This is a genomic window from Fodinicola acaciae, assembly GCF_010993745.1.
Taxonomy (GTDB): domain Bacteria; phylum Actinomycetota; class Actinomycetes; order Mycobacteriales; family HKI-0501; genus Fodinicola; species Fodinicola acaciae.
This window is the reverse complement of the sequence record NZ_WOTN01000001.1, coordinates 2853137-2875154: the sequence shown is the minus strand read 5'-3', so window position 1 is coordinate 2875154 and position 22018 is coordinate 2853137. Positions and strand designations below refer to the sequence as shown.

15 protein-coding genes are annotated in these 22018 nt (G+C 66.4%); 11 read left to right on the top strand and 4 right to left on the bottom strand.

All coding sequences use genetic code 11. The features are described from left to right. Positions 1 to 30: 30 nt before the first annotated feature. The 5 genes from GNX95_RS13485 to GNX95_RS13465 all read left to right on the top strand — a co-directional run bounded on the left by GNX95_RS13485 (position 31) and on the right by GNX95_RS13465 (position 8184). A complete protein-coding gene (locus tag GNX95_RS13485; RefSeq protein WP_163507423.1) occupies positions 31 to 1746 on the top strand; it encodes a thiamine pyrophosphate-binding protein in 1716 nt (571 codons plus the stop codon). A gap of 14 nt (positions 1747 to 1760) precedes the next feature. Next, on the top strand, positions 1761 to 2990 hold the full coding sequence (frc, locus tag GNX95_RS13480; protein ID WP_163507422.1) for a formyl-CoA transferase: 1230 nt from the start codon (positions 1761 to 1763) through the stop codon (positions 2988 to 2990). Positions 2991 to 3013: 23 nt separating this feature from the next. Continuing rightward, complete coding sequence (locus GNX95_RS13475; protein ID WP_163507421.1) at positions 3014 to 5149, top strand: acetate--CoA ligase family protein; 2136 nt, start codon at positions 3014 to 3016, stop codon at positions 5147 to 5149. 71 nt (positions 5150 to 5220) lie between these two features. Then, positions 5221 to 6636: an OFA family MFS transporter gene (locus GNX95_RS13470; protein WP_163507420.1), complete on the top strand. Its 1416-nt coding sequence runs from the start codon at positions 5221 to 5223 to the stop codon at positions 6634 to 6636. A 153-nt stretch (positions 6637 to 6789) separates the two neighbouring features. Continuing rightward, positions 6790 to 8184, top strand: a complete 1395-nt coding sequence (locus GNX95_RS13465) for an OFA family MFS transporter (protein WP_163507419.1) — start codon at positions 6790 to 6792, stop codon at positions 8182 to 8184. On the opposite strand, the gene GNX95_RS13460 is transcribed toward GNX95_RS13465, so the two are convergent. Next, positions 8181 to 8915, bottom strand: a complete 735-nt coding sequence (locus GNX95_RS13460) for a GntR family transcriptional regulator (RefSeq protein ID WP_163507418.1) — start codon at positions 8913 to 8915, stop codon at positions 8181 to 8183. The two genes, GNX95_RS13465 and GNX95_RS13460, sit on opposite strands and share 4 nt — an antisense overlap. A 184-nt stretch (positions 8916 to 9099) precedes the next feature. On the opposite strand from GNX95_RS13460, the gene GNX95_RS13455 reads away from it, so the two are divergent. Beyond that, a complete protein-coding gene (locus GNX95_RS13455) occupies positions 9100 to 10095 on the top strand; it encodes a 2-dehydropantoate 2-reductase (RefSeq protein WP_163507417.1) in 996 nt (331 codons plus the stop codon). A gap of 108 nt (positions 10096 to 10203) precedes the next feature. On the opposite strand, the gene GNX95_RS13450 is transcribed toward GNX95_RS13455, so the two are convergent. Beyond that, entirely contained in the window at positions 10204 to 11622 is a 1419-nt protein-coding gene (locus tag GNX95_RS13450; protein WP_163507416.1) for an amidase, read from the bottom strand. Between the two features lie 29 nt (positions 11623 to 11651). Between GNX95_RS13450 and GNX95_RS13445 the strand changes: the two genes are divergently transcribed. Then, positions 11652 to 12227: a GNAT family N-acetyltransferase gene (locus GNX95_RS13445; RefSeq protein WP_163507415.1), complete on the top strand. Its 576-nt coding sequence runs from the start codon at positions 11652 to 11654 to the stop codon at positions 12225 to 12227. Here GNX95_RS13445 and GNX95_RS13440 read toward each other — a convergent pair. Beyond that, on the bottom strand, positions 12220 to 14814 hold the full coding sequence (locus GNX95_RS13440) for a bifunctional FO biosynthesis protein CofGH (RefSeq protein ID WP_163507414.1): 2595 nt from the start codon (positions 14812 to 14814) through the stop codon (positions 12220 to 12222). The genes GNX95_RS13445 and GNX95_RS13440 overlap by 8 nt on opposite strands. A 146-nt stretch (positions 14815 to 14960) precedes the next feature. On the opposite strand from GNX95_RS13440, the gene GNX95_RS13435 reads away from it, so the two are divergent. The 4 genes from GNX95_RS13435 (at position 14961) to GNX95_RS13420 (ending at position 21340) form a co-directional block, all read left to right on the top strand. Further along, positions 14961 to 16583 carry an IS1634 family transposase gene (locus tag GNX95_RS13435; RefSeq protein WP_187369628.1) on the top strand — a complete coding sequence of 541 codons (1623 nt, stop codon included), beginning with the start codon at positions 14961 to 14963 and terminating at the stop codon, positions 16581 to 16583. Between the two features lie 102 nt (positions 16584 to 16685). Continuing rightward, a complete protein-coding gene (locus tag GNX95_RS13430; RefSeq protein ID WP_163507413.1) occupies positions 16686 to 19916 on the top strand; it encodes a discoidin domain-containing protein in 3231 nt (1076 codons plus the stop codon). Positions 19917 to 20454: 538 nt separating this feature from the next. After that, entirely contained in the window at positions 20455 to 20916 is a 462-nt protein-coding gene (locus GNX95_RS13425; RefSeq protein ID WP_246281590.1) for a MarR family winged helix-turn-helix transcriptional regulator, read from the top strand. Then, positions 20903 to 21340, top strand: a complete 438-nt coding sequence (locus tag GNX95_RS13420) for an OsmC family peroxiredoxin (protein WP_163507411.1) — start codon at positions 20903 to 20905, stop codon at positions 21338 to 21340. The genes GNX95_RS13425 and GNX95_RS13420 overlap by 14 nt, the downstream gene beginning before the upstream one ends. Here GNX95_RS13420 and GNX95_RS13415 read toward each other — a convergent pair. Then, complete coding sequence (locus GNX95_RS13415; RefSeq protein WP_163507410.1) at positions 21312 to 21995, bottom strand: hypothetical protein; 684 nt, start codon at positions 21993 to 21995, stop codon at positions 21312 to 21314. The genes GNX95_RS13420 and GNX95_RS13415 overlap by 29 nt on opposite strands. Positions 21996 to 22018 lie beyond the last annotated feature (23 nt).

Below are 22018 nucleotides of genomic sequence, written 5' to 3'. Positions count from 1 at the left end.
CCCCAGAACGTACGAGGAGATGAACCAGCGATGGCGCAGACAGCGACCGGCGCGGCCAACGACGCGGAGCCGGCCCAGCCCGAGACCATCTCGGGTGGTCACCTGGTAGCGAAAGCGCTCAAGGCCGAGGGTGTGGACACGATCTTCACCCTGTGCGGCGGACACATCATCGACATCTACGACGGCTGCGTCGACGAAGGCATCGAGGTCATCGACGTGCGGCACGAGCAGGTCGCCGCGCACGCCGCCGACGGTTATGCGCGCGTGACCGGAAAACCCGGCTGCGCGGTCGTCACCGCCGGCCCCGGCACCACCGACGCGGTGACCGGTGTGGCCAACGCTTTCCGTGCGGAGAGCCCGATGTTGCTGATCGGTGGCCAGGGAGCCCTCACCCAGCACAAAATGGGCTCACTGCAGGACCTGCCGCACGTCGACATGATGAACCCGATCACCAAGTTCGCCGCGACCGTGCCGCACACCGCGCGCGTCGCGGACATGGTGACGATGGCTTTCCGCGAGTGCTATCTCGGTGCGCCCGGCCCGTCTTTCCTTGAGATCCCCCGCGATGTGCTCGACGCGAAGGTGCCGCTGGAGTCGGCGCGCATCCCGGCGGCCGGCCATTATCGCGCGTCCACCCGCGGCGCCGGCGACCCGGCCGCGATCGAGAAGCTCGCGGATCTGCTCGTACACGCCAAAAAACCGGCGATCCTGCTCGGCAGCCAGGTGTGGACCACCCGCGGCACCGACGCGGCCATCGAGTTGGTGCGTACGCTCAACATCCCGGCGTTCATGAACGGCGCCGGCCGCGGCACGTTGCCACCCGGCGACCCGCACCACTTCCAGCTGGCCCGCCGCTATGCCTTCAACAACGCCGATGTCATCGTCATCGTCGGCACGCCGTTCGACTTCCGGATGGGTTACGGCCGGCGGCTGTCGAAGGACGCCACGGTCGTCCAGATCGACCTGGATTACCGTACGGTCGGGAAAAACCGCGACATCGACCTGGGCATCGTCGGCGACGCCGGGCTGGTGCTGGCATCGGTGACGCAGGCGGCGTCCGGACGCGAGGACAACGGCGCGACCGGCCGGAAAGCCTGGCTGGAGGAGTTGCTCGGCGTCGAGGAACAGGCCAGGCAGAAGCGGCTGGCGCAGCTGCACTCGGATGCCAGCCCCATCCACCCTTACCGGCTCGTCCACGAAATCAACGAATTCCTCACCGAGGACTCGATCTACATCGGCGATGGCGGCGACATCGTCACCTTCTCCGGCCAGGTCGTGCAGCCCAAGTCGCCCGGCCACTGGATGGACCCGGGCCCGCTCGGCACGCTCGGCGTCGGCATTCCGTTCGTACTGGCGGCAAAACACGCCCGGCCGGACAAGGAGGTCGTCGCGCTGTTCGGCGACGGAGCGTTCAGCCTCACCGGCTGGGACTTCGAAACCCTCGTCCGCTACAACCTGCCTTTCGTCGGGATCGTCGGCAACAACTCGTCGATGAACCAGATCCGCTATGGCCAGGCGCAGAAGTACGGCCTGGAGCGCGAGCGGGTCGGCAACACACTCGGCGACGTTCATTACGACAAGTTCGCGCAGATGCTCGGTGGTTACGGCGAGGAAGTGCGCGACCCCAAGGACATCGGGCCGGCACTGCGCCGGGCCCGCGAGTCCGGCAAGCCGTCCCTGATCAACGTCTGGGTCGACCCCGACGCGTACGCGCCGGGGACGATGAACCAGACCATGTACAAGTAGGTCGGAGGGCCAACATGGGTAAAGCGCTCGAAGGCGTACGCGTCCTGGACATGACGCATGTCCAAAGTGGACCGTCCTCCACCCAGCTGCTCGCCTGGCTGGGCGCCGACGTGGTCAAGCTGGAGGCGCCGGGCCGCGGTGACATCACCCGCCAGCAGCTGCGCGACAAACCCGGCGTGGACAGCCTGTATTTCACCATGCTCAACTGCAACAAGCGCAGCATCACGCTCAACATGAAAAGCGACCAGGGCAAGGACGTCTTCGTCGACCTGGTGAAGAGTTCCGACATCCTGGTGGAAAACTTCGGGCCCGGCGTGGTCGACCGGTTCGGCTTCAGCTGGGAGCGGCTGCGGGAGATCAACCCGCGGCTGATCTATGCCTCGATCAAGGGTTTCGGCCCCGGCCGCTACGCCAATTTCAAGGCGTACGAGGTGATCGCGCAGGCGATGGGTGGCTCGATGAGCACGACCGGTTTCGCCGACGGCCCGCCGACCGCGACCGGCGCGCAGATCGGCGACTCCGGCACCGGCATCCACCTGGTCGCCGCGATTCTCGCGGCGCTCTACCAGCGGACGAACACCGGCCGCGGCCAGCGCGTACAGGTGGCGATGCAGGACGCCGTCCTGAACCTGTGCCGGGTGAAACTGCGTGACCAGCAACGGATCATGGCCGGTCCGCTCAACGAGTATCCGACGCCCAACACCGGCACCGAGGTGCCGCGCTCGGGCAACGCGTCCGGCGGCGGCCAGCCGGGCTGGGCGGTGAAATGCGCGCCGGGCGGGCCAAACGACTACATCTACGTCATCATCCAGCCGCCCGGCTGGAAGCCGCTGGCCGAGCTGATCGGCCGCCCGGACCTGGTCGATGACCCGCAGTGGGCCACGCCGGAGGCACGGCTTTCCAAGCTGGACAAGGTGTTCGCGCTGGTGGAGGAGTGGACCGAGCGGCACACCAAGTGGGAGGTCATGGAAAAGCTCAACGCGCATGACATCCCGTGCGGTCCGATCCTGTCCACCAGCGAGCTGATCGAGGACGCCACGCTGGCCGGCCTCGGCACCGTGGTGGAGGTGGAGCATCCAGAACGCGGCACCTTCAAGACCGTTGGCAGCCCGCTGAAACTCTCCGACTCTCCGGTCGAGGTCGAGCGTTCGCCGTTGCTCGGCGAGCACAACGACGAGGTGCTTGGCGCTCTGGGCTACAGCGCCGACAAACTCACCGAGCTCCGCGCCGCCGGTGTCATCTGATCGCTCAACGAGGAGAATTCTCAGTGTCTGACAAAGCAGCCGTGCAGGCGGTGCTCGACGCGGCGGCGGCCGAGGGACGTGACTCGCTCACCGCGGTCGAAGGCAAGAAGGTCTGCGACGCATACGGCATCCCCACACCGTCGGAAGGCCTTGCCACGTCGGAAAACGAGGCGGTGGCGCTGGCCGCCGGCATCGGCTTTCCGGTCGTACTGAAGATCGTGTCGCCGGACATCCTGCACAAGACCGAGGCCGGCGGTGTGCTGGTCGGCCGGTCAAGTGCGGAGCAGGTGGCCGAGGGCTATCGGACGATCATCGCCAACGCCAAGGCGTACAACGCCGACGCGCACATCGTCGGCGTACAGGTGCAGCAGCAGCTGACCACCGGGCCCGACGTACAAGAGGTCATCGTCGGTGCCACCACTGACAAAACCTTCGGCAAGATCGTCGCGTTCGGTCTCGGCGGCGTCCTGGTCGAGGTGCTCAAGGACGTCACCTTCCGGCTCGCGCCGACGTCCAGCGACGAGGCGCTTTCGATGATCGATGGCATCAAGGCCGCGCAGATCCTGGGCGGCGTACGCGGCGCGCAACCGGTCGACAAGGCCGCGCTGGCGACCGTCATCGAGCGGGTTTCGCAGCTGGTGACCGACTTTCCGCAACTGTCCGAAGTGGACCTCAACCCGGTGCTGGCCACTCCGAGTGGCGCGACCGCCGTGGACGTACGGATCCTGGTCGACCCGGCCGCGGCGAAGGAGCCGGAGCGGTTCACCCAGGAGCAGATCCTGGCGTCGATGAACCGGATCATGCACCCGGCCTCCGTCGCGGTCATCGGCGCGTCCAACGAGGCTGGCAAAATCGGCAACTCGGTGATGAAAAACCTGATCAACGGCGGCTATCAGGGCGAGATCCATCCGATCAACCCCAAGGCCAGCGAAGTCCTCGACCGCAAGGCGTTCCGGACGATCTCCGACGTGCCGGGCGAGGTGGACGTGGCGATCTTCGCCATTCCGGCGCAGTTCGTGCCGTCGGCGTTGGAGGAGGTCGGTGCCAAAGGTGTCGCCGGCGCGATCCTGATCCCGTCCGGATTCGGGGAAACCGGCAACCAGGAGCTGCAGGACGAGGTCGTCGCGGTCGCGCGCAAGCATGGCGTACGCATCCTCGGCCCGAACATCTACGGCTATTACTACACGCCGGAGAATCTCTGCGCGACGTTCTGCACGCCGTACGACGTGAAGGGCCAGGTGGCGCTTTCCTCGCAAAGCGGCGGAATCGGCATGGCCATCCTCGGCTTCAGCCGGTCGGCGCGGATGGGGGTCTCCTCGATCGTCGGCGTCGGCAACAAAGCCGACATCGACGAGGACGACCTGCTCACCTTCTTCGAGGCCGACGACAACACCGGCCTGATCGCGATGCACTTGGAGGATCTGAAGGACGGCCGATCGTTCGCCGAGACCGCGCAGCGCGTCTCGAAGAAAAAGCCAGTCGTGGTGCTGAAAGCCGGTCGTACGGCGCAGGGCGCCAAGGCGGCGAGCTCGCACACCGGCGCGCTGGCCGGAAACGACAAGGTTTACGACGACATTCTGCGGCAGAGCGGCGTGATCCGCGCTCCCGGCCTGAACGACATGCTCGAATACGCGCGCGGCATTCCGCTTCTGCCGGCGCCCAAAGGTGAGAACGTCGTCATCATCACCGGCGCCGGCGGCTCGGGTGTGCTGCTTTCGGATGCCTGTGTGGACAACGACCTGCGGCTCATGCAGATCCCCGACGACCTGGACAAGGCTTTCCGCGCGTTCATTCCGCCGTTCGGCGCGGCCGGAAACCCGGTGGACATCACCGGTGGTGAGCCGCCGTCCACGTATCGCAGCACCATCGCTCTCGGTTTGGAGGACGAGCGTATCCACTCGCTCATTCTCGGTTATTGGCACACGATCGTGACGCCGCCGATGGTGTTCGCGAAGCTGGTCGCCGAGGTGGTCGAGGAGTTCCGCGCCAAGGGGATCCACAAGCCGGTGGTGGCGTCGCTGTCCGGTGACGTGGAGGTGGAGGAGGCCAGCGACTACCTGTACCAGCACGGTGTCGTCGCCTACCCGTACACCACCGAAAAGCCAGTGGCAGTCCTGGGTGCCAAGTATCGTTGGGCACGCGCCGCCGGGCTGCTGTAAACGCGGCCACGATCCGGGGAGAGAGGAGGCATTCGAAGAACAGTCCCAAACACCGGAGAGAAAGGGCGCATATGAGCAGTGCGGCAGCAACTTTCCAGGAAATCACCGATCACAACGGCCGCGTCTATCGAGTCGGCGAGAGCCCCAGGGACATCATGGGCCGGTCACGCGGTTGGATGGTGTGGCTGCCCTGGCTCGCGATGATGGCCGTCAGCGTCTTCGAGTACGGTTGGGGAGCCGCAGAGCAGACGCTGGAGAAATCGTACGGTTGGACCCTCGGCGACACCTTCTGGCTCGCCAGCATCTGGGCCGTTTTCCAGGCGGCGGTGGCCTTTCCAGCCGGCCGCCTGCGGGAGAAGAACGTCATCTCGGCCCGCACCGCGATGCTGGCCGGCGCGGTGTGCAGCGGCATCGGCTATTTCACCATCGCCAACAGCAGCAACCTGGTCCTGGCCTTTCTCGGCTATTCGGTGCTCGGCGGCATCGGTGCCGGTCTGGTCTACGCGACCTGCATCAACATGGTCGGCAAGTGGTTCCCGGAAAAACGCGGTGCGCGTACCGGATTCGTGAACGGTGGCTTCGCCTACGGCGCGGTGCCGTTCATCTACATCTTCAGCTACGTGTTCAACCCGGGTGACTTCTCGATCGTGCTCAACCTGGTCGGGCTCTACATGCTGGTCGCCGTGGTGGTCTGCGGATTTTTCTTCAAGGATCCGCCGAAGAACTGGTGGCCGAGCGAGGTCGACCCGCTGGCGTGGGCCAGCGACCACGGAAAGAACAGGAGCCTGGCGAAAAACCCGCCGGCGGTGCGGCAGTTCTCGCCGATGCAGGCGATCCGCACCGGCATGCTGCCGCTGATGTGGCTGTGCCTGGTCATCATCGGCGGGGTGTCATTGTTTGGCATCAACTTCGAGGTGCCGTTTGCGAAAGTCAGTGGTTTCGGTCCGTTCGTGGTCGCCTCGTCGGCAGGCATCCTGTCGATCGTGAACGGCACCGGCCGGGCTCTGGTCGGCTGGTTGTCCGACCGGTTGGGCCGTAAGCAGACCCTCACGCTGGTCCTGCTGATCGCGGCGGCCGCACAGTTCGGCGTGCTGTGGGCCGGCTCGATTCACAACCTGTGGCTGTTCATGTTCTTCGCCTTCGTGACCGGCTTCGGCAGCGGTGCGTTCTATCCGCTGTTTGCCGCTCTGGTGCCAGATTACTTTGGCGAAAACAACAACGCCACAAACTATGGCCTAGTTTACAGTGCCAAACTCTTCGGCGGCATCGGCGGCGGCGGCATCGCGGCCGGCGTGATCGTCGCCTGGGGTTACACCGGCGCCTATCTGCTGGCCGGCGGAATCGCGATCGTCGCCGCGGTGCTGACGCTGTTCCTGCGGCAGCCGGGACGAAAGCGCGGGATCATCGAGGATCTCACCACGCCACCGGCAGCGGCGTCGGAGGCCGCGGTTTCCGGGCACACCAGCCGGTTGGCCGGATCCGACTAGAACTGGCAAGGATTTCTACCCGCCTTCGCCGGGGACGGCAGCCAACCGTCCTCGGCGACGACTCCCCGACCAACTGGTGCTCGCGGCGGCAACCGGGGCACCGAGCTCCGCCGGCGGCAACCGGTGGGGCGTAGCAAGGCGAAATGAGACAACATGAGCGTAGCGACAGGCGGTTTCCGAGAGGTTACCGACCAAAACGGCCGGGTGTATCGCATCGGTGAGACACCTCACGACATCATGCGGCGGCCGCGGTGGCTGATGGTGTGGCTGCCCTGGCTGGGCATGCTCGGCATCAGCATTTCCGAGTACGCCTTCGGAGCAGCCGAGGAAACCCTGCACAAGTCACACGGCTGGGCCTCGATCCACATTTTCTGGATGCTTGGTGTGTGGGTCTTCTTTCAGGCGGCAACCGCGTATCCGGCCGGCCGGCTGCGGGAAAGCGGCAAGCTGTCGGCGCGCAACGCGATGCTGCTCGGCGCGCTTTTCGCGTTTTTCGGCTATCTCGCGCTCTCCCACGCACCGCACGTCATCTTCGCGTACATCGGCTTCGGCATGTTCGGCGGCATCGGAGCCGGCCTGGTCTACGCGACCTGCGTGAACATGGTCGGCAAGTGGTATCCGGAACGGCGCGGCGGCAAGACCGGTTTCGTCAACGGTGCGTTCGCGTACGGCTCGGTGCCGTTCGTCTATCTCTTCACCTCGGCCATGGACGTGAGCAACTACACCGTCATCCTGGACCTGGTGGGTCTGTACGTCCTCGCCGCCGTCGGCATCAGCGGCTTTTTCTTCAAGGACCCGCCGAAAAACTGGTGGCCGGCGCACGTCGACCCGCTGAAGCTGCAGGCCGATCCGCGGGCCACCCGGTCACTGCTGAAAAACCCGCCGGCGGTCAAGCAGTTCACCCCGCGTGAGGCGATCCGGCAGCCGGTGCTGCCGCTGATGTGGCTGTGCCTGCTGATGACCTCCGGCATCAACATCTTCGGCATCGCGTTCCAGGTGCCGTTCGGCAAGGAAATGGGCTTCGCGGCGGCCATCGCGGCCACCGGCGCGAGCCTGAAGGCGATCGTCAACGGCACCGGCCGAGGCGTGATCGGCTGGATCTCCGACCGATACGGCCGCAGACAGACACTGGTGTTCGTCTGTGTCGTACTCGGCTCGGCGCAGTTTTTGTTGCTGTGGGCCGGCATGGCGCACAACCTGGTGTTCTTCCTGATCTTCTCGATGATCTCCGGCTTCGGCGGCGGCGCGATCTTCCCGCTGTTCGCGGCCATGACCGCCGACTATTTCGGGGAGAACAACAATGCCAGCAACTACGGCATGGTCTACAGCGGAAAGGTGATCAGCGGCTTGTTCGGCTCCGGCATGGGAGCCGTGGTCGTCGGCGCCTGGGGTTATCCGGGCGCGTTCGTGATGGCCGGTTCGATCGGCATCGTCGCCGGCGTACTGGCGCTGTTCCTGCGCCAGCCCGGCCGTAAAAGTCCGCACAAGGTGTTGGTGACCGCCGATCCGAAGCCGGTCAGCAGAGAGGTCGTCGACGACCCGGCCTAATGCGTTTGAGCCCGCTCCTCGTGGTAAGCCTGCCGCGTACGCTCGGCGTGCTGGTGCATGATCCTGCTCGCCGACTCGGCGTCGCCGGCCGCGATGGCCTTGATCAGGTCAGCGTGTTCGGTCCAGGCATCCTTGCCACGGGGACGGGCGATCGGCGTGTAGTACCAGCGGACGCGCCGGTCGACGGTGGCGATCATCTCGGCCAGCACCTTGTTACCGGAAAGGCTGGTGATGAAGGCATGCAGGTTGGCGTTCGCGGCCACCAGACCCTCGGTGTCCGCGGCGGCGAGCGCGTCGAGGCCGACCTGCTGCAGCTCCCACAACTGTTTCACGTCGTCCGGCGTCGCATGTGACGCCGCGAGCTGAGCCGAATGCGTCTCCAGAACGGACCGTACGCTCAGCAGCTGGTCGGCCTCCTCGTCGGTCGGGGTGTGCACGAACGCACCCTGCGCCGGCCGCAGGTCGACCCATCCCTCGGTCTGCAGCCGCTGCAGCGCCTCGCGTACCGGCTGGCGGCTGACGCCGAGATATTCGGCCAGCTCCAGCTCGACCAGGTGCTGGCCCGGCTTGAGGGTCTGGTTGACGATGAGCTCGATCAGCGCGTCGTAGACCGCCTGTCGCAGCGGAGCGGGTCGTTCGACCCGGCGTGCGGCCGCTCCGTCCCCGAGCAGGCGGCTGCGGCCCCCTGGCCGGGGAGTGGCGGTGGGTAAGCCGCTGGACGGCTGTGTCATCGCAGCACCTCTCCGAGACGTTGTGTCGGTATTTCGCAAAAGCCAAGCTCCTTGAGCGTACAGGTTTTCGTATGCAAAAGACATTGGCCTCACGGTCGCGGACAATTTACCTACCAAACCCTTGACTGGATTCTGTAGATCGTATGCAATCTTACTTTGGCCACCCTGCAGAACGGGGTATGACATGAAAGTCGCAGTCCTCGGCGCCGGTGCGATCGGCGCGTACGTCGGTGCCGCCCTGCATCGCGCCGGCGTCGAAGTCCATCTGGTCGCCCGCGGGCCACACCTGGTCGCACTCCAGGACCACGGGGTGTATGTCAAGAGTCCGCGCGGCGACTTCCACGCGCATCCGTACGCCACCGCCGATCCCAACGAGGTCGGGCCGGTCGACTTCGTTTTCCTCGGCCTGAAGGCACATTCGTACGCGACCGCCGGCAAGCTGTTGGCGCCGCTGCTCGGCCCGCGTACGGCCGTGGTGGCGGCGCAGAACGGCATCCCGTGGTGGTATTTCCACGGCCTGAAAGGACATCGGCTGGAGAATCACCGGATTTCCGCGGTGGATCCCGGCGGCGCGACCAGCGCGGTGATCCCGGTCTGGCGCGCGATCGGCTGCGTTGTCTACTGTTCCACCGAAATCGAGGCGCCCGGCGTGATCCGGCACCTGGAAGGCACCCGGTTTTCCATCGGTGAGCCGGATGGCAGCATCTCGCAGCGGTGCCTGGCATTCAGCGAGGCGATGGTGGCCGGCGGCCTGAAATGCCCGGTGGAGCCCAACCTGCGCGACGACATCTGGGTCAAGCTGATGGGAAACGTGGCGTTCAACCCGCTGAGCGCGCTGACCCGCGCGACGATGAAGGAAATCTGCGCGCACGAACACACTCGTGACCTGGTCGCGCGGATGATGGCCGAGACCGTCGCGATCGCGCGTGCGGCCGGCAGCAACCCGCAGGTCTCCATCGACCGGCGGATCGCCGGCGCGGAGAAAGTGGGGAACCACAAGACATCCATGCTGCAGGACCTGGAGGCCGGCAAGGCGATGGAGACCGACGCCATCATCGGCGCCGTGGTCGAGATCGCTGAGCTGCTCGGCATCCCGGCGCCGACGCTGCGCAACGTGAACGCCGCGATCACTTTGCTGGCGCGAAAAGCCGTCGAGCCACCAGTGGTCGCGGCCAGCTGAGACGACCCTGTCAGCGCGTGCCGGTGTCGACCCCACTCGACGGCCGGGCCGCGCTGACAGGGTTCCGATCGAAGGTGGGCCTCCGGAACGTCACCTTCGCGCGGGTTGTCAGATGGTGGGACGGCGGTCGGACCAGGGTTGCGCGGCCTCCAGTTGTGAGGCGACGCGCAGAAGCACGTCCTCCCGGCCGTACGCGGCGACCAGTTGTACGCCGATCGGCAGGCCGGTTTCGGTCCAGTGCATGGGCAAACTGATCGCAGGCTGGCCGGTTGTGTTGAACGACGGGGTGAACGGTACGAACTGGCCGCTGCGCATCATCGGCGCCATCGGCTCGGCCGGGTCGTTGGCGATGGTGCCGAGTGGCAGCGGCGGCTCGGCGACCGTCGGGGTCAGCAGCAGGTCGAAGCCGTCGGCCCACCACTGCTGCACCGCACGGCGGAGAAGCGCGGTCGCGGCGAGCGCTTGCGCATAGTCGATGGCGGTGTAGCGGCGTGCCTGCTCGGCCAGAGCCCAGTTGACCGGCTCGACATCGTCGGGGGTGGCCTCGCGGCCCAGCTGCTCGGCGAGTTGCGCCAGGTTGACGCCCCTGTTTGTGCTCCACAGCGCCATGAACCGCCGCGTCCACTGTGGATCGGCCAGCGCCGCCGGGAAACTTTCCTCGACGTGGTGGCCCAGCGACTCCAGCAGCCGGGCCGTCGCGCGCGCTCCGGCCAGGTTTTCCGGTGCCGCGAGGGAAGGATTGTCCAGCAGGCCGATCCGCAACCGGCCGGGATCGGCGCCCACCTCGTCCAGGTACGACCGCGTTGGTGCCGGCGCGATGACGGTGTCGCCGACGCCGGGACCCCGCACCGCGTCCAGCAGCGCGGCGGTGTCGCGGACCGTACGGCTCACGCACAGCTCGACGCCGAGGTTGCTCTCGTCGCGCTGTGGCCCGGCGGTGATCCGGCCCTGCGAGGGCTTCAGGCCGACCAGCCCGCAACACGACGCCGGAATGCGGATCGAGCCGCCGCCGTCGCTGGCGTGCGCGAAGGGCACCAGGCCGGCGGCGACCGCCGCGGCGGCACCGCCGCTGGACCCGCCGGGGGAGCGGCGCGGATCCCACGGATTGTGGGTCGGGCCCCAGGCCAGTGGCTCCGTCGTCGGCAGGGTGCCGAACTCCGACGAGTTCGTCCGGCCGAGCGTCAACAGGCCGGCGGCCCGGAACCGGGACACCAGCGTGCTGTCCACAGTGGACCGTACGCCGGCCTCTTTCAACGCTTTGTTGCCGTTTGTCAACGGCTGACCGCGGTAGGCCGCGAACAGGTCCTTGATCAGGAACGGTACGCCGCGAAAAGGTCCGGCTGCCGGTGTGGTGTCGCGCGCCTCGTCGAACCAGCGGACGGTGACCGCGTTGAGCGCGGGGTCGATGGCCTCGATCCGCTCGATGGCCGCCTCGACCAGCTCGGCCGGCTTGACCTGCCCGGAACCGACCAGCGCGGCCTGCTCGGTGGCGTCCATCCAGCGTGTTTGTTCGGCAAGCGATGTCATGCGTCGTTCTTAACACGTATGTTCGGGGCATGTTCGCCATTGATCTGACCGATAACGCACGGATGTCACCGTTGGAGCCGTGGCAGGCGGCGGAGTTTCTCGCTCATATCGACCGCGCGCGTGAGCACGTGGACCCGTGGATCCCGTGGGCCTCGCGGTCGACCAACCTGCACACGGCCCGCGCGACCCTGCAGCGTTACGCCGACCAGCAGGCCCGCGACGGTGGCGGCATCTATGGCATCTGGCTCCACGACGTGCTGGTCGGCGGTGTGATGTTCGTGTCGCTCGACGCGAAAGGCGGCGTTTGCGAGATCGGCTGCTGGCTGGAGCCGGCCGGTCAGGGGCACGGCCTGATCACCAGGGCCGCGTGGCGTCTGATCGCGTACGCCATCGAGGAACGCGGCCTCAACCGCGTCGAATGGCGCAACCGTAAGGACAACATCCGCAGCCGCAATGTCGCGCGGCGGCTCGGCATGACGCTCGACGGCGTGCTTCGCGAGTCCTATTTCTACGCGGAAAAACATCACGACGAGGAGGTCTGGTCGATGCTGGCGTCGGAATGGCCGGGCCGGCGCGACGCCGGCCCGGCCACCGCGGCTAGCTGACGATCGGCAGCGGATTGCGTACGGCGTTCGCGACACCGTCACTCGCACGCGCCGCCGCGATCCGCTCGACGCTCGGCTCGCCGTAGGACGTGGTCCGCTGCTTCAACGGCCGGCCGAGTGGCTCGACCAGCTCCTCGAGCTCGCTGATCGTCTTGTACGACCCGTTGGCCGCGCCGGCCATCCGGCTGATGGTCTCCTCCATCAGCGTGCCGCCGAGATCGTTGACGCCACCCCGCAGCACCGCGCGGCACGACTCGGGACCGAGTTTCACCCACGAACACTGGATGTTGTCGATCGTGCCGTGCAGCAGCAGGCGCGCCATCGCGTGCACGGCACGGTTTTCGCGTACGGTCGTGCCGGCGCGCGCCAGGCCGGCCAGATAGATCGGCGCGTTCTGGTGGATGAACGGCAGCAGGACAAACTCGCTGAAACCGCGATGACCGTTCTTTTCCAACGACTCGCGCTGAAGTCCGGCCAGCAGCTTCAGGTGCGCGACCCAGTGCGCCGGCGTGTCCACGTGTCCGTACATCATCGTCGAGGTGGTCGGGATGCCGAGCCGGTGCGCGGTCGTGACGACCTCGATCCAGCTGGAGGTCGGGAGTTTTCCCTTGGTGAGCACCCAACGCACGTCGTCGTCGAGAATTTCCGCGGCGGTGCCCGGCAACGAGTCGACGCCGGCTTCGTGGGCGCGGCTCAGCCAGTCCTCAATGGACAGGTTGGTCCGGCCGGCGCCGTTGACGACCTCCATCGGGCTGAAGGCGTGCAGGTGGATCTCCGGCTGGCGGCGTTTCACCTCGGCGGCCAAGTCGAAGTAGGCGGTGCCGGGCAGGTCCGGGTGGATGCCGCCCTGCATGCAGATTTCCGTCGCGCCGGCCTGCCATGCCTGGTCGACGCGGTCGCCGACCTGCGACAGCGACAGGGTGTACGCGTCGGCGTCGGTGCGCCGCTGCGCGAAGGCGCAGAACCGGCAGCCCGTGTAGCAGACGTTGGTGAAGTTGATGTTGCGCGTGACGACAAAGGTCACGTCGTCTCCGACGACCTCTTTGCGCAGGTCGTCGGCGAGGCCGGTGAGCGCGTCGAGCTCGGCGCCATCGGCGTTGAGCAGAGCCAAAGCCTGGTCGTCGGACAGGCCGGCCGGGTCCTTTTCGGCGTGCCGCAACGCGTCGCGTACGTCCGCGTCGAACCGCGCCGGAGTTTTGCTGATCTTGCCGGCGATCTCGGTCCAGTCGCCGTAGACGGAGTCGAAGTCGCTGCGCCGGTCGCCGGTGCGGCCGGTGGTGTCGACCTCGACGTGCAGCTCCGTACGCCCCGACTCCTGCCAGCCGCCATCGGGTTCCTGCCAGGGAATTCCGGTCGGCAGCGCGTCCTCGCGCGCGAGGCCGGTCTCTGGCTCCGCGAGCGCGGCGATGTGCCGGCCGATCCGCGGATCCAGCCACGGCTCGCCGATCTGCACGTATTCCGGATAAACCGGCAGCCGCTCGCGCAGCTCATAGCCGGATTCCCTGGTGCGCGACCGCAACTGGTCGATCTGCGGCCACGCGCGCTCTGGATTGACGTGGTCGGGCGTGACCGGCGAGACGCCACCCCAGTCGTCGATGCCGGCGCGGATCATCAGCTCGTACTCGCCGCCGATCAGGTTCGGCGGCGCCTGGATTCGCATGCGCGGACCGAGAACCAGCCGCGCGACCGCGATCGTCGCGGCCAGCTCCCGCAGATCCGCGTCCGGCCGCGAGCTCATCTTGGTCTTCGGCTTGGCGCGGAAGTTCTGCACGATGATTTCCTGGATGCCACCGTACGTGCGGGACACCTTGCGGATGGCGAAAAGCGAGTCGGCGCGCTCGGCCAGTGTCTCGCCGATGCCGATGAGAATGCCGGTGGTGAACGGCACGGACGTGCGGCCGGCGTCCTCCAGCACGCGCAGCCGGACGGCCGGATCCTTGTCCGGCGAGCCATAGTGCGGGCCGCCTTTTTCGCTGAACAGCCGGGTCGCCGTAGTCTCCAGCATCATCCCCATCGAGGCCGCGACCGGCTTCAGCCGCTGGAAATCCTGCCAGTGCAGGACGCCGGGGTTGAGGTGCGGCAGCAGGCCGGTCTCCTCCAGCACGCGGATCGCCATCGCGCGTACGTAGGAAAGCGTGTCGTCATAGCCGTGCGCGTCCAGCCATTCGCGCGCGACGTCCCAGCGGTCCTCCGGACGGTCGCCAAGGGTGAAAAGCGCCTCCTTGCAGCCGAGCGCCGCACCTTTTCGCGCGATATCCAGGACTTCGTCCGGTGACAGGTAGGGCTGCTCGCCGTTTTTCCTCAGCTGGCCGGGCACCGTGACGAAGGTGCAGTAACCGCAGCGATCGCGGCAAAGTCTGGTGAGCGGGATGAAAACGCTTTGGCTGTAGGTGATGACGCCGGCTCGGCCGGCGGCGGCCAGGCCGGCGTCGCGTACGCGCGACGCGTGTTCGGCAAGCGTGTCGAGGTCGTCACCTCGAGCGTGCAGCAGCACCGTCGCTTCGTCTATGTCGAGCGTCTTGCCGTCGCGCGCACGTGCCAGTGCGCGGCGCATCGCCGACGCGGTCGGATCCGAAACTGAAGCCATGTGGCGAACGCTAGGTCGCCAGTCGTGTCACACTCCAGACCGTGATTGTGCTTCGGTCCTGCGTAAACCGGCCGCGGGACCGTACGCGCAGGTCGCCGCCTTTATCGGAGTTGCCGGGACGGCCGTCCAGCGGTATTACCTAAAGTGTGGCATCGGTGATCGGCAAGAAGGTGAACGGCCGGACGTACTACTACCTCGCCGAGTCGGCAAGAGTGGACGGCCGGCCGCGGATCGTGTCGCAGCGCTATCTCGGCAGCGCCGACGACATCGCGGCCGCGGTCGCTGGTGCTGCCGGCGCGCCGGAGCACTCGCGGCACCTCGCGTTCGGCGATGTCGCCGCCGTGTGGTCGACGCTGGAAAGGCTGAGCGTGGCGCGGATCGCGGACGAGGTGGCCGGCGGCCGCGGTGGACAGCTGCCGATCGGTGCCTGCCTCGCGGTCGCGGTGCTGCACCGGCTGACCGGCGCCACAATGGAAATCGCCGACTGGTGGCCGACAACGGCGGCGGCGCGGTTCGTACGGCCCAAACCGCCGGCCGGCGGTTGGACGGCACCTCGGCTGTGGCGCCGGCTCGACAAGCTGTCGGTGCCGGAGATGGAGCGCATCGAAGCCGAACTTGCCGCCGTCGTACGGAAAATCGCCGGTGGCGGAGCGGCGCTCGCGGTCGATGTGCCGGGTTTTGCGACTTTCGTGGCGTCGGCCGAGGCGATGGCGATTGGCACGCGTGCGACGACTCTCGTCGGCCTCGGCCTGGTCGTCACCGGTGACGGTGCCATTCCGTTGGTTTCTCGCGCGTATCGCCGTGACGTGCCGGTCGTGGCGTCTTTTGGCGCGATGGCTGAGCAACTCTCGGCTCGGCACCGGCGGCTGGCCGGCCGCGACGTGACATTGGTCTTCGACACCGGCCAGCATTCGCAGCTCAACCTGTCGACCGGTCCACATTTCGTCGGCGCGCTGCCGCCGGCCGACTTCCCCGAACTGTTGTCGCGACCGGCAACGGCGCGCCGTGCGGTCGACGCACGACGTTTTCCCGGTGTCACGGCGCTTGACACGCGTGCCGCGGTTTTCGGCGTGAACCGGCGGGTGATTCTCACGCATTCCACCAACCTGCACGCCGCGCAGGCACGCGGTCTCGCGCAGGCGCTGAGCACGGCGACCCGTCAACTCGACGGGTTGGCGGCCGGCCTGGCGGCCGGCACGTACCGGCAGTCGCGCGACGAGTTGCTGACCGAGCTGGCCAGAATCACCAGGGTGCCGCGGGTGGATCGCGTACTCACCACCCGGATTTCCGCTGACATGCGGCTGGAATGGCGGATCGACGAGGCCGCTCGAGCGCGGCTCGACCAAGAGATCTTTGGCAAACAGCTGCTCGTCACCGATCACGACGACTGGCCGGTGGCCGACGTGGTGACAGCTTATCGTGCGCGCTATCACCTCGATTCCACCTTCCGGCAGCTGAACGAGCCGTTCGTGACCGGGCCCCCGGCGGCGAGATGGTATTGGACCGACCATCGGATCGCCGTGTTCTCATTGACGAATGTCATCGCCGCGACCGTCGCGCACGTGATGCGCAGGGAGGCCGACCGTGCCGGCCTCGACCTGTCCGTACGCGAGCTTCTGGAGCAGTTGTCCGGAATTCAGGAGACGCTGCTGCGTTATCCGTCGACCGGTGGCCGGCCGCGTACCCGGCGCGTACTCACCGACCGCGACGGACGGCAGCAACAACTGTTCGACCTTTTCGGTCTCTCGGCTTACGCACCGAAAGCCTGAGGTCGGCGAACGAAACCCGGGCGTAGGCGAATTGTCGGCGGATCTGGTCCAGTTGCGGTCGTGACCTTGTGGTCACCGGCAGTCGCGGTCACTATGTCGGCCATGTCTGCCGATTCGAGTTTCTCGATCATCGCCGGTCAACCGGTCACTCGTCGTACGCTGCTGCGTGCGGCCGCGGTCGCCGGAGCGATTCCCATCGCGATGCCGGAATCCGCATTCGGCGCCGCGGCGGCTCCGGCGGTGTGGGTGCATGGCGCGGCCGACCGGATTTTTCCGGCCTCGCCGGCCGAAAGTGGCCAGGCGATCGCGCTCGACGCGGCGAAAGGGGAGCACGAGGCCGCGCAGATCATGATTCGCGCCGGCGGCTCGGCGATCTCCAACGTGACATTGTCCGCGAGCGCGTTGACCGGGCCGGCCGGCGCGACGATTCCGGCGAGCCAGATCCAGATCCGGCGACAGTACGCGCACGGCGATGTCGGTGGCGTCGGCGGCGACACACAGGCGCCGCCTGGCGGATCCGCGTCGACCTATTACGACTCGCTGATGGACGCCGCCGCGGCGACCGTGGCGGCGAACACGACGCAGCCGTACCACCTCGGCGTACGCGTGCCTGCCGGCCAGCCCGCCGGCCGTTATTCCGGCACGGTGACCGTCGCCTCCGGCAGCGGCAACGTCGCCGTACCGATCTCGGTGCGGGTTTTCGACGTGGCGCTTCCGGCCGCGGACAAAGGCAAGCTGAAGATGAACAACTGGTTCACCTCGGCCGGCTGGGACTACACCGGCACGATCGAGGCCGTGCCTCTGCAGTACGACTGCCAGATGTTCGACGACCGATGGTGGACGGTGATGGCGAACTTCGCCAAGAACCACGCGCGCCACCGCAACAACGTGATCTACGCGGATTTCCAGGCGCTGCTGATCCCGGACACGACGGTCGACGCCAACGGCAACTTTTCCTTTGACTGGACGACGTTCGACCGCTTCGTCAACCTTTTCGTCAGTGCCGGCGCGATGTCCTACATCTACACGCCGACGTTGCTGGAAGGCGCCGGCCCGCAGGTCGAGATCCTGCGGCGGGCCGGCACGACCAACAGGGTCGAGAAGGTTTTGGTGACACCGAACGGAACGGAGGCCAACGCCTACCTGGACAAGGTCTTCCCGGCATTGCGCAGCCACCTGGACTCCAAGGGGTGGACCGACGTCTTCTACTTCAGCGCGTTGGACGAGCCGGACACCGACGCGAAAGCCACCGCGGCGAAATGGCTCTACGCCAAGTACGCGCAGTATTTTCCGAACCCGCTCACCAACGAGGCGCACAACCATTTCATGCCGGCGCTCAACCAGGTGCTGCAGACCGTGACGCCGACGACCGAGGTCTATCAGAACAACATCGCCGCGTACCAGAAGTTTCGCCACATCGCCGGAAAGGACCTGTGGTTCTACACCTGCATCATCCCGCAGGGCGACTACATGAACCGCTTCATCCCGTATCACCTGAACAAGACACGGCTGATTCCCTGGCTGCTGTGGAAAGTCGGTGCCGGCGGTTATCTGCACTGGGGTTGGAACTACTGGGTGAACGGCTCGGTGGCCGCGGGCTGGACGGCGGCGGACACCTTCAACGGCGGCCAGAGCGGCGATGCGTGGCTGGTGCGGCCAAATGTGTCGGCGCTGGACGTCTATGACAGCGTACGCAGTGAGGCCCAGTTGGACGGCATCGAGGACTATGAGCTGCTGACCTTGCTGGCCGCCGCGAAACCGTTGACAGCGCGGGCGATCGCCAACCGGCTGATCACCGACTCCACGCATTACACGCACAATGGCGAGGATGTCGTCGCGGCCCACCGGCATGTGTTGGAGGCATCCGTCTCGCCGGCGACCGACGCGCGTTTTCCGGTGGTGGACGGATTCCCGGACGAGCGCAACTGGACTCACGTCAGCGGCACCTGGTCGGTCTCCGGCGGTGCGTACAGTCAGACCGACTCGGCAGCACAATGGGGTTACACGTCGGCGTTGAAAGCGCGTGCGTATGGTGATTTCGCGGCGACTGTGGACGTGCAGATCACGGCGGTGAACTCCGCCGGCGGAGACACCAACTGGGCCGGCCTGATGGTCCGCAGCTGCAACGCGTCCGATATGGATACCGGATATTTGGTCGCCTTGCGGCGAAACGGCGAGGTCTTCGTCTATCGCTGCGGCGATCGTCTCGGCGGCGCGCAGGTGCCGGGATTCTCCGCCGCTGCGCCGACCCGGCTGAAGGTGGTGGCACGCGGCTCGACGCTGACGATCTGTGCCGGGCTTGCTGCCACGCCGATCCTCACGGTGACCGATTCCTATTACAGTGCCGGAAACATCGCGCTGGTGACCGGCGGCGCGGCGGCGAAGTTCTCCGGATTTTCGGTGAACCCGGAGATCGATTACGCCGAAGGCAAAGCGGTGACCGTGACGTCGTCGTACACGGCAGACGGCTGGTCTCCGACCGCCGCGGTCAACGGCCAGACCGCCTCGGTGACCGGCGGTCTCGGCTGGTCGAGCGCCGGTTTCACCGACGCCAACACCACGCAGTCGATCACCGTCGACTTTGGACAGTCATATCCGGTCGGACGTGTCGACCTCTATCCGCGTTCGGACGGCGCCAACACCGGCAGCGGTTTTCCAGCGGACTATACGATCGCGCTGTCCACCGACGGCTTGAGCTGGACCACGGTCGCCACCCGTACGGCGGTGCCGCGGCCGGCTGCCGGACCGCAGTCGTCTGCCTTCGCAACCAAGCAGGCCCGGTATTTGCGGGTGACAGCAACGAAACTCACCGCCGACCAGTTCGGCGCGTACCATTTCCAGCTCGCCGAGATCGCCGCCTACGGCGCAAACCTCGCCGCCGGCCGGCCGGTGCAGACCTCCAGCTCGTACGAGTCGGCTGCCGAAGGCTGGGGCGCGGTCGCGGCCACCGACGGCTCGTGGTTGTCGGCCCTCGGCACCCCGATGGGATGGTCGTCCAACAGCAACCTGACCGCCAACCACATCGAGTGGATCTCCGTCGATCTCGGTGCGGCCAGCAGCATCAAGGACGTCGTGCTCTACGCGCGTACCGACGGCGACAACACCGGCGCCTGCTTCCCTTCCGATTTTGTCATCGAGACCTCGACCGACAACTCCGCGTGGACGCAGGTGGTCTCGAAGACCGGATATCCGGCGCCGGACGCACAGCCGCAGGTTTTCGCCTTTTCTCCGGTGACGGCTCGATATGTACGAGTGCGCGGTACATCTTTGTCGCCGGACAACCACGGCACATACCGGATGCAACTCTCCGAACTGGAGGTTCACGCCGCCTAGTGTGACTGTTGAGACAGACAAGGCTGTCGTGACTCCTTGGCTCGCAACAGATGTCCGTTTTGATGTCTTGTTAGGCAAGTATTACGCAGTCAGGCCGCCTCACCCGCATTGTCAGCCACGACAGTCACACCAGTAACACCTTGGCAGCCGCTCAATGTTCGCAAGGCCCCCATGCGTGCGTCAGACGCACGTAAGAAGGCCCTACTACCAAAACACAAACCGTCAAGGCGGACATGTAGCGCTACAGCAAGATCGTTTGGCGTCCAGGCCGACGGGTTGCTTCCCGCGCGTGACCGAGCAAGCCTGGAATACCCAGCCCCGCACGAAACCGCCGCCCGCACCCTCATGCACACCGATTGGCGTCCACGCGCCCCCTCCCTTGAGGTCGCCCGCCGCGCGGGCGAAAAACCAACCACCTCCTTGACGCAACAATCATGAGACCCCAAACCCAACAGAATGTCACGACCACCTCGCCCACTCCGATCACTCCAGCGCAACTACATTGCACGCAATCTAATCGCGTGCTATGGTTTCGATCGTGACAAGGTCGAAGGCCGATCAGGCGTTGGAGCTGGACAGGCAGCTCTGTTTCGCGTTGTACGCGGCGTCCCGAGCGGTGACCGATGTCTATCGGTCGCTGTTGGCCGAGCTGGGGCTGACCTATCCGCAATATCTGGCCTTGCTGGTGCTGTGGCAGGAAAACCCGTTGCCGGTCAAGCGGATCGCGGAGGCGTTGCGGCTCGACTACGGTACGGTCTCGCCGCTGCTGAAGCGGCTCGAACAACAGGGCTTGGTCACCCGCCAGCGAGCCGCCGGCGACGAGCGCAGCGTGACGATCGCGCTCACCGCGGAAGGCGACGCGCTGCGGAAGAAAGCCCGCGCCATTCCACCGAAAATCCAGTGCGCCGTCGGCCTGGACGACGAGCGGGCGGCCGACCTGATCGAGACCTTGCGCGCGCTCACCGAATCGACCTTAGGAGGACAGCATGCCAAGTCGTGACGCCACGACCCACTGGCAAGGCGGACTGCAGGACGGCAAGGGACACGTGACCCTCGACTCGTCCAACGCCGGCCAGTTCGACGTTTCCTTCCCGACTCGCGCCGGAAACCCGGACGGTCAGACCAGCCCAGAGGAGCTGATCGCGGCCGCGCACTCGTCGTGCCTGGCGATGAACCTGTCCGGCGTGCTCGGCGCCAACAATCTGACCGCCGACTCGATCGACGTGAGCGCCGAGGTCACGCTCGGTCCGGACAGTGGTGGTGGATTCCAGATCAGCGGCATCGCGATCACGCTGCGGGCCAAGGTGTCCGGCGTGGACGCGGCGAGGTTCGCCGAGCTGGCGGAAACCGCGGAGAAGACCTGTCCGGTGAGCAAGGCGCTCAGCGGTACGACGATCACACTGGATGCGGCACTGGAGAGCTGACAAACAGGACCAGGCCGCAGTCGAGCAGTGCGGCGAGTCGCTGCAACCGTTGCGCGATGCCGGTTGGCAGCGACTCGTCCAGTGTGCGGCCACGGCCCATCGTGTCGACGCTCGCTTCCATCAGGTCGGCGAGCTCCCGTACGGTGATCCGCTCGCCGGCGACCTCGCCGTGTCGCCGCACGATCTCGTCCCAGGTCGTACGCGTGCCGGTTTGATCGGTGACATGGTGGTGGATGCCGTCGCCGACACCAAACTCGCTCGGCCGCACCAGGCTGGAATGCGCCAGCACCTGGTCGTGGCTGTAGAAATAGTCGAACTCGCGGTCGGTGTGGAAAAGCGGCGCGCTGTAGTAAACCTCGCCGCGCGGCAGTTTCGCGGCCAGCTCAAGCAATGCGCGGTGATGTGCGCTGCCGGTGTCGACGGCAAACCGATAGTGCCGCCGGCCGACGTGCTTCCAGGTCGGCGACGCCGGATGCCGGCGGCTCACGTAGTCGACCCGCCTGAACTGCAGCAAAAGCACATAGTCGACGCACTGCTCATCCGCGACGAGCGTGATCGGCTCATGCAACGCCGCCAGGTCGGTCTCGGCCTCACGGATCGCGGCATAGCCGTACGAGAACTCGGAAAACGTGCAGTCCACCGGCCATCCATCCATCCGATCGTACGTCTGTACGAACG

Coding starts and splice junctions, on each gene's coding strand:
- GNX95_RS13485 (WP_163507423.1), top strand. CDS start 31: ATGGCGCAGACAGCGACCGGCGCGGCCAACGACGCGGAGCCGGCCCAG.
- frc (WP_163507422.1), top strand. CDS start 1,761: ATGGGTAAAGCGCTCGAAGGCGTACGCGTCCTGGACATGACGCATGTC.
- GNX95_RS13470 (WP_163507420.1), top strand. CDS start 5,221: ATGAGCAGTGCGGCAGCAACTTTCCAGGAAATCACCGATCACAACGGC.
- GNX95_RS13465 (WP_163507419.1), top strand. CDS start 6,790: ATGAGCGTAGCGACAGGCGGTTTCCGAGAGGTTACCGACCAAAACGGC.
- GNX95_RS13460 (WP_163507418.1), bottom strand. CDS start 8,915: ATGACACAGCCGTCCAGCGGCTTACCCACCGCCACTCCCCGGCCAGGG.
- GNX95_RS13455 (WP_163507417.1), top strand. CDS start 9,100: ATGAAAGTCGCAGTCCTCGGCGCCGGTGCGATCGGCGCGTACGTCGGT.
- GNX95_RS13450 (WP_163507416.1), bottom strand. CDS start 11,622: ATGACATCGCTTGCCGAACAAACACGCTGGATGGACGCCACCGAGCAG.
- GNX95_RS13445 (WP_163507415.1), top strand. CDS start 11,652: ATGTTCGCCATTGATCTGACCGATAACGCACGGATGTCACCGTTGGAG.
- GNX95_RS13440 (WP_163507414.1), bottom strand. CDS start 14,814: ATGGCTTCAGTTTCGGATCCGACCGCGTCGGCGATGCGCCGCGCACTG.
- GNX95_RS13430 (WP_163507413.1), top strand. CDS start 16,686: ATGTCTGCCGATTCGAGTTTCTCGATCATCGCCGGTCAACCGGTCACT.
- GNX95_RS13420 (WP_163507411.1), top strand. CDS start 20,903: ATGCCAAGTCGTGACGCCACGACCCACTGGCAAGGCGGACTGCAGGAC.
- GNX95_RS13415 (WP_163507410.1), bottom strand. CDS start 21,995: ATGGATGGATGGCCGGTGGACTGCACGTTTTCCGAGTTCTCGTACGGC.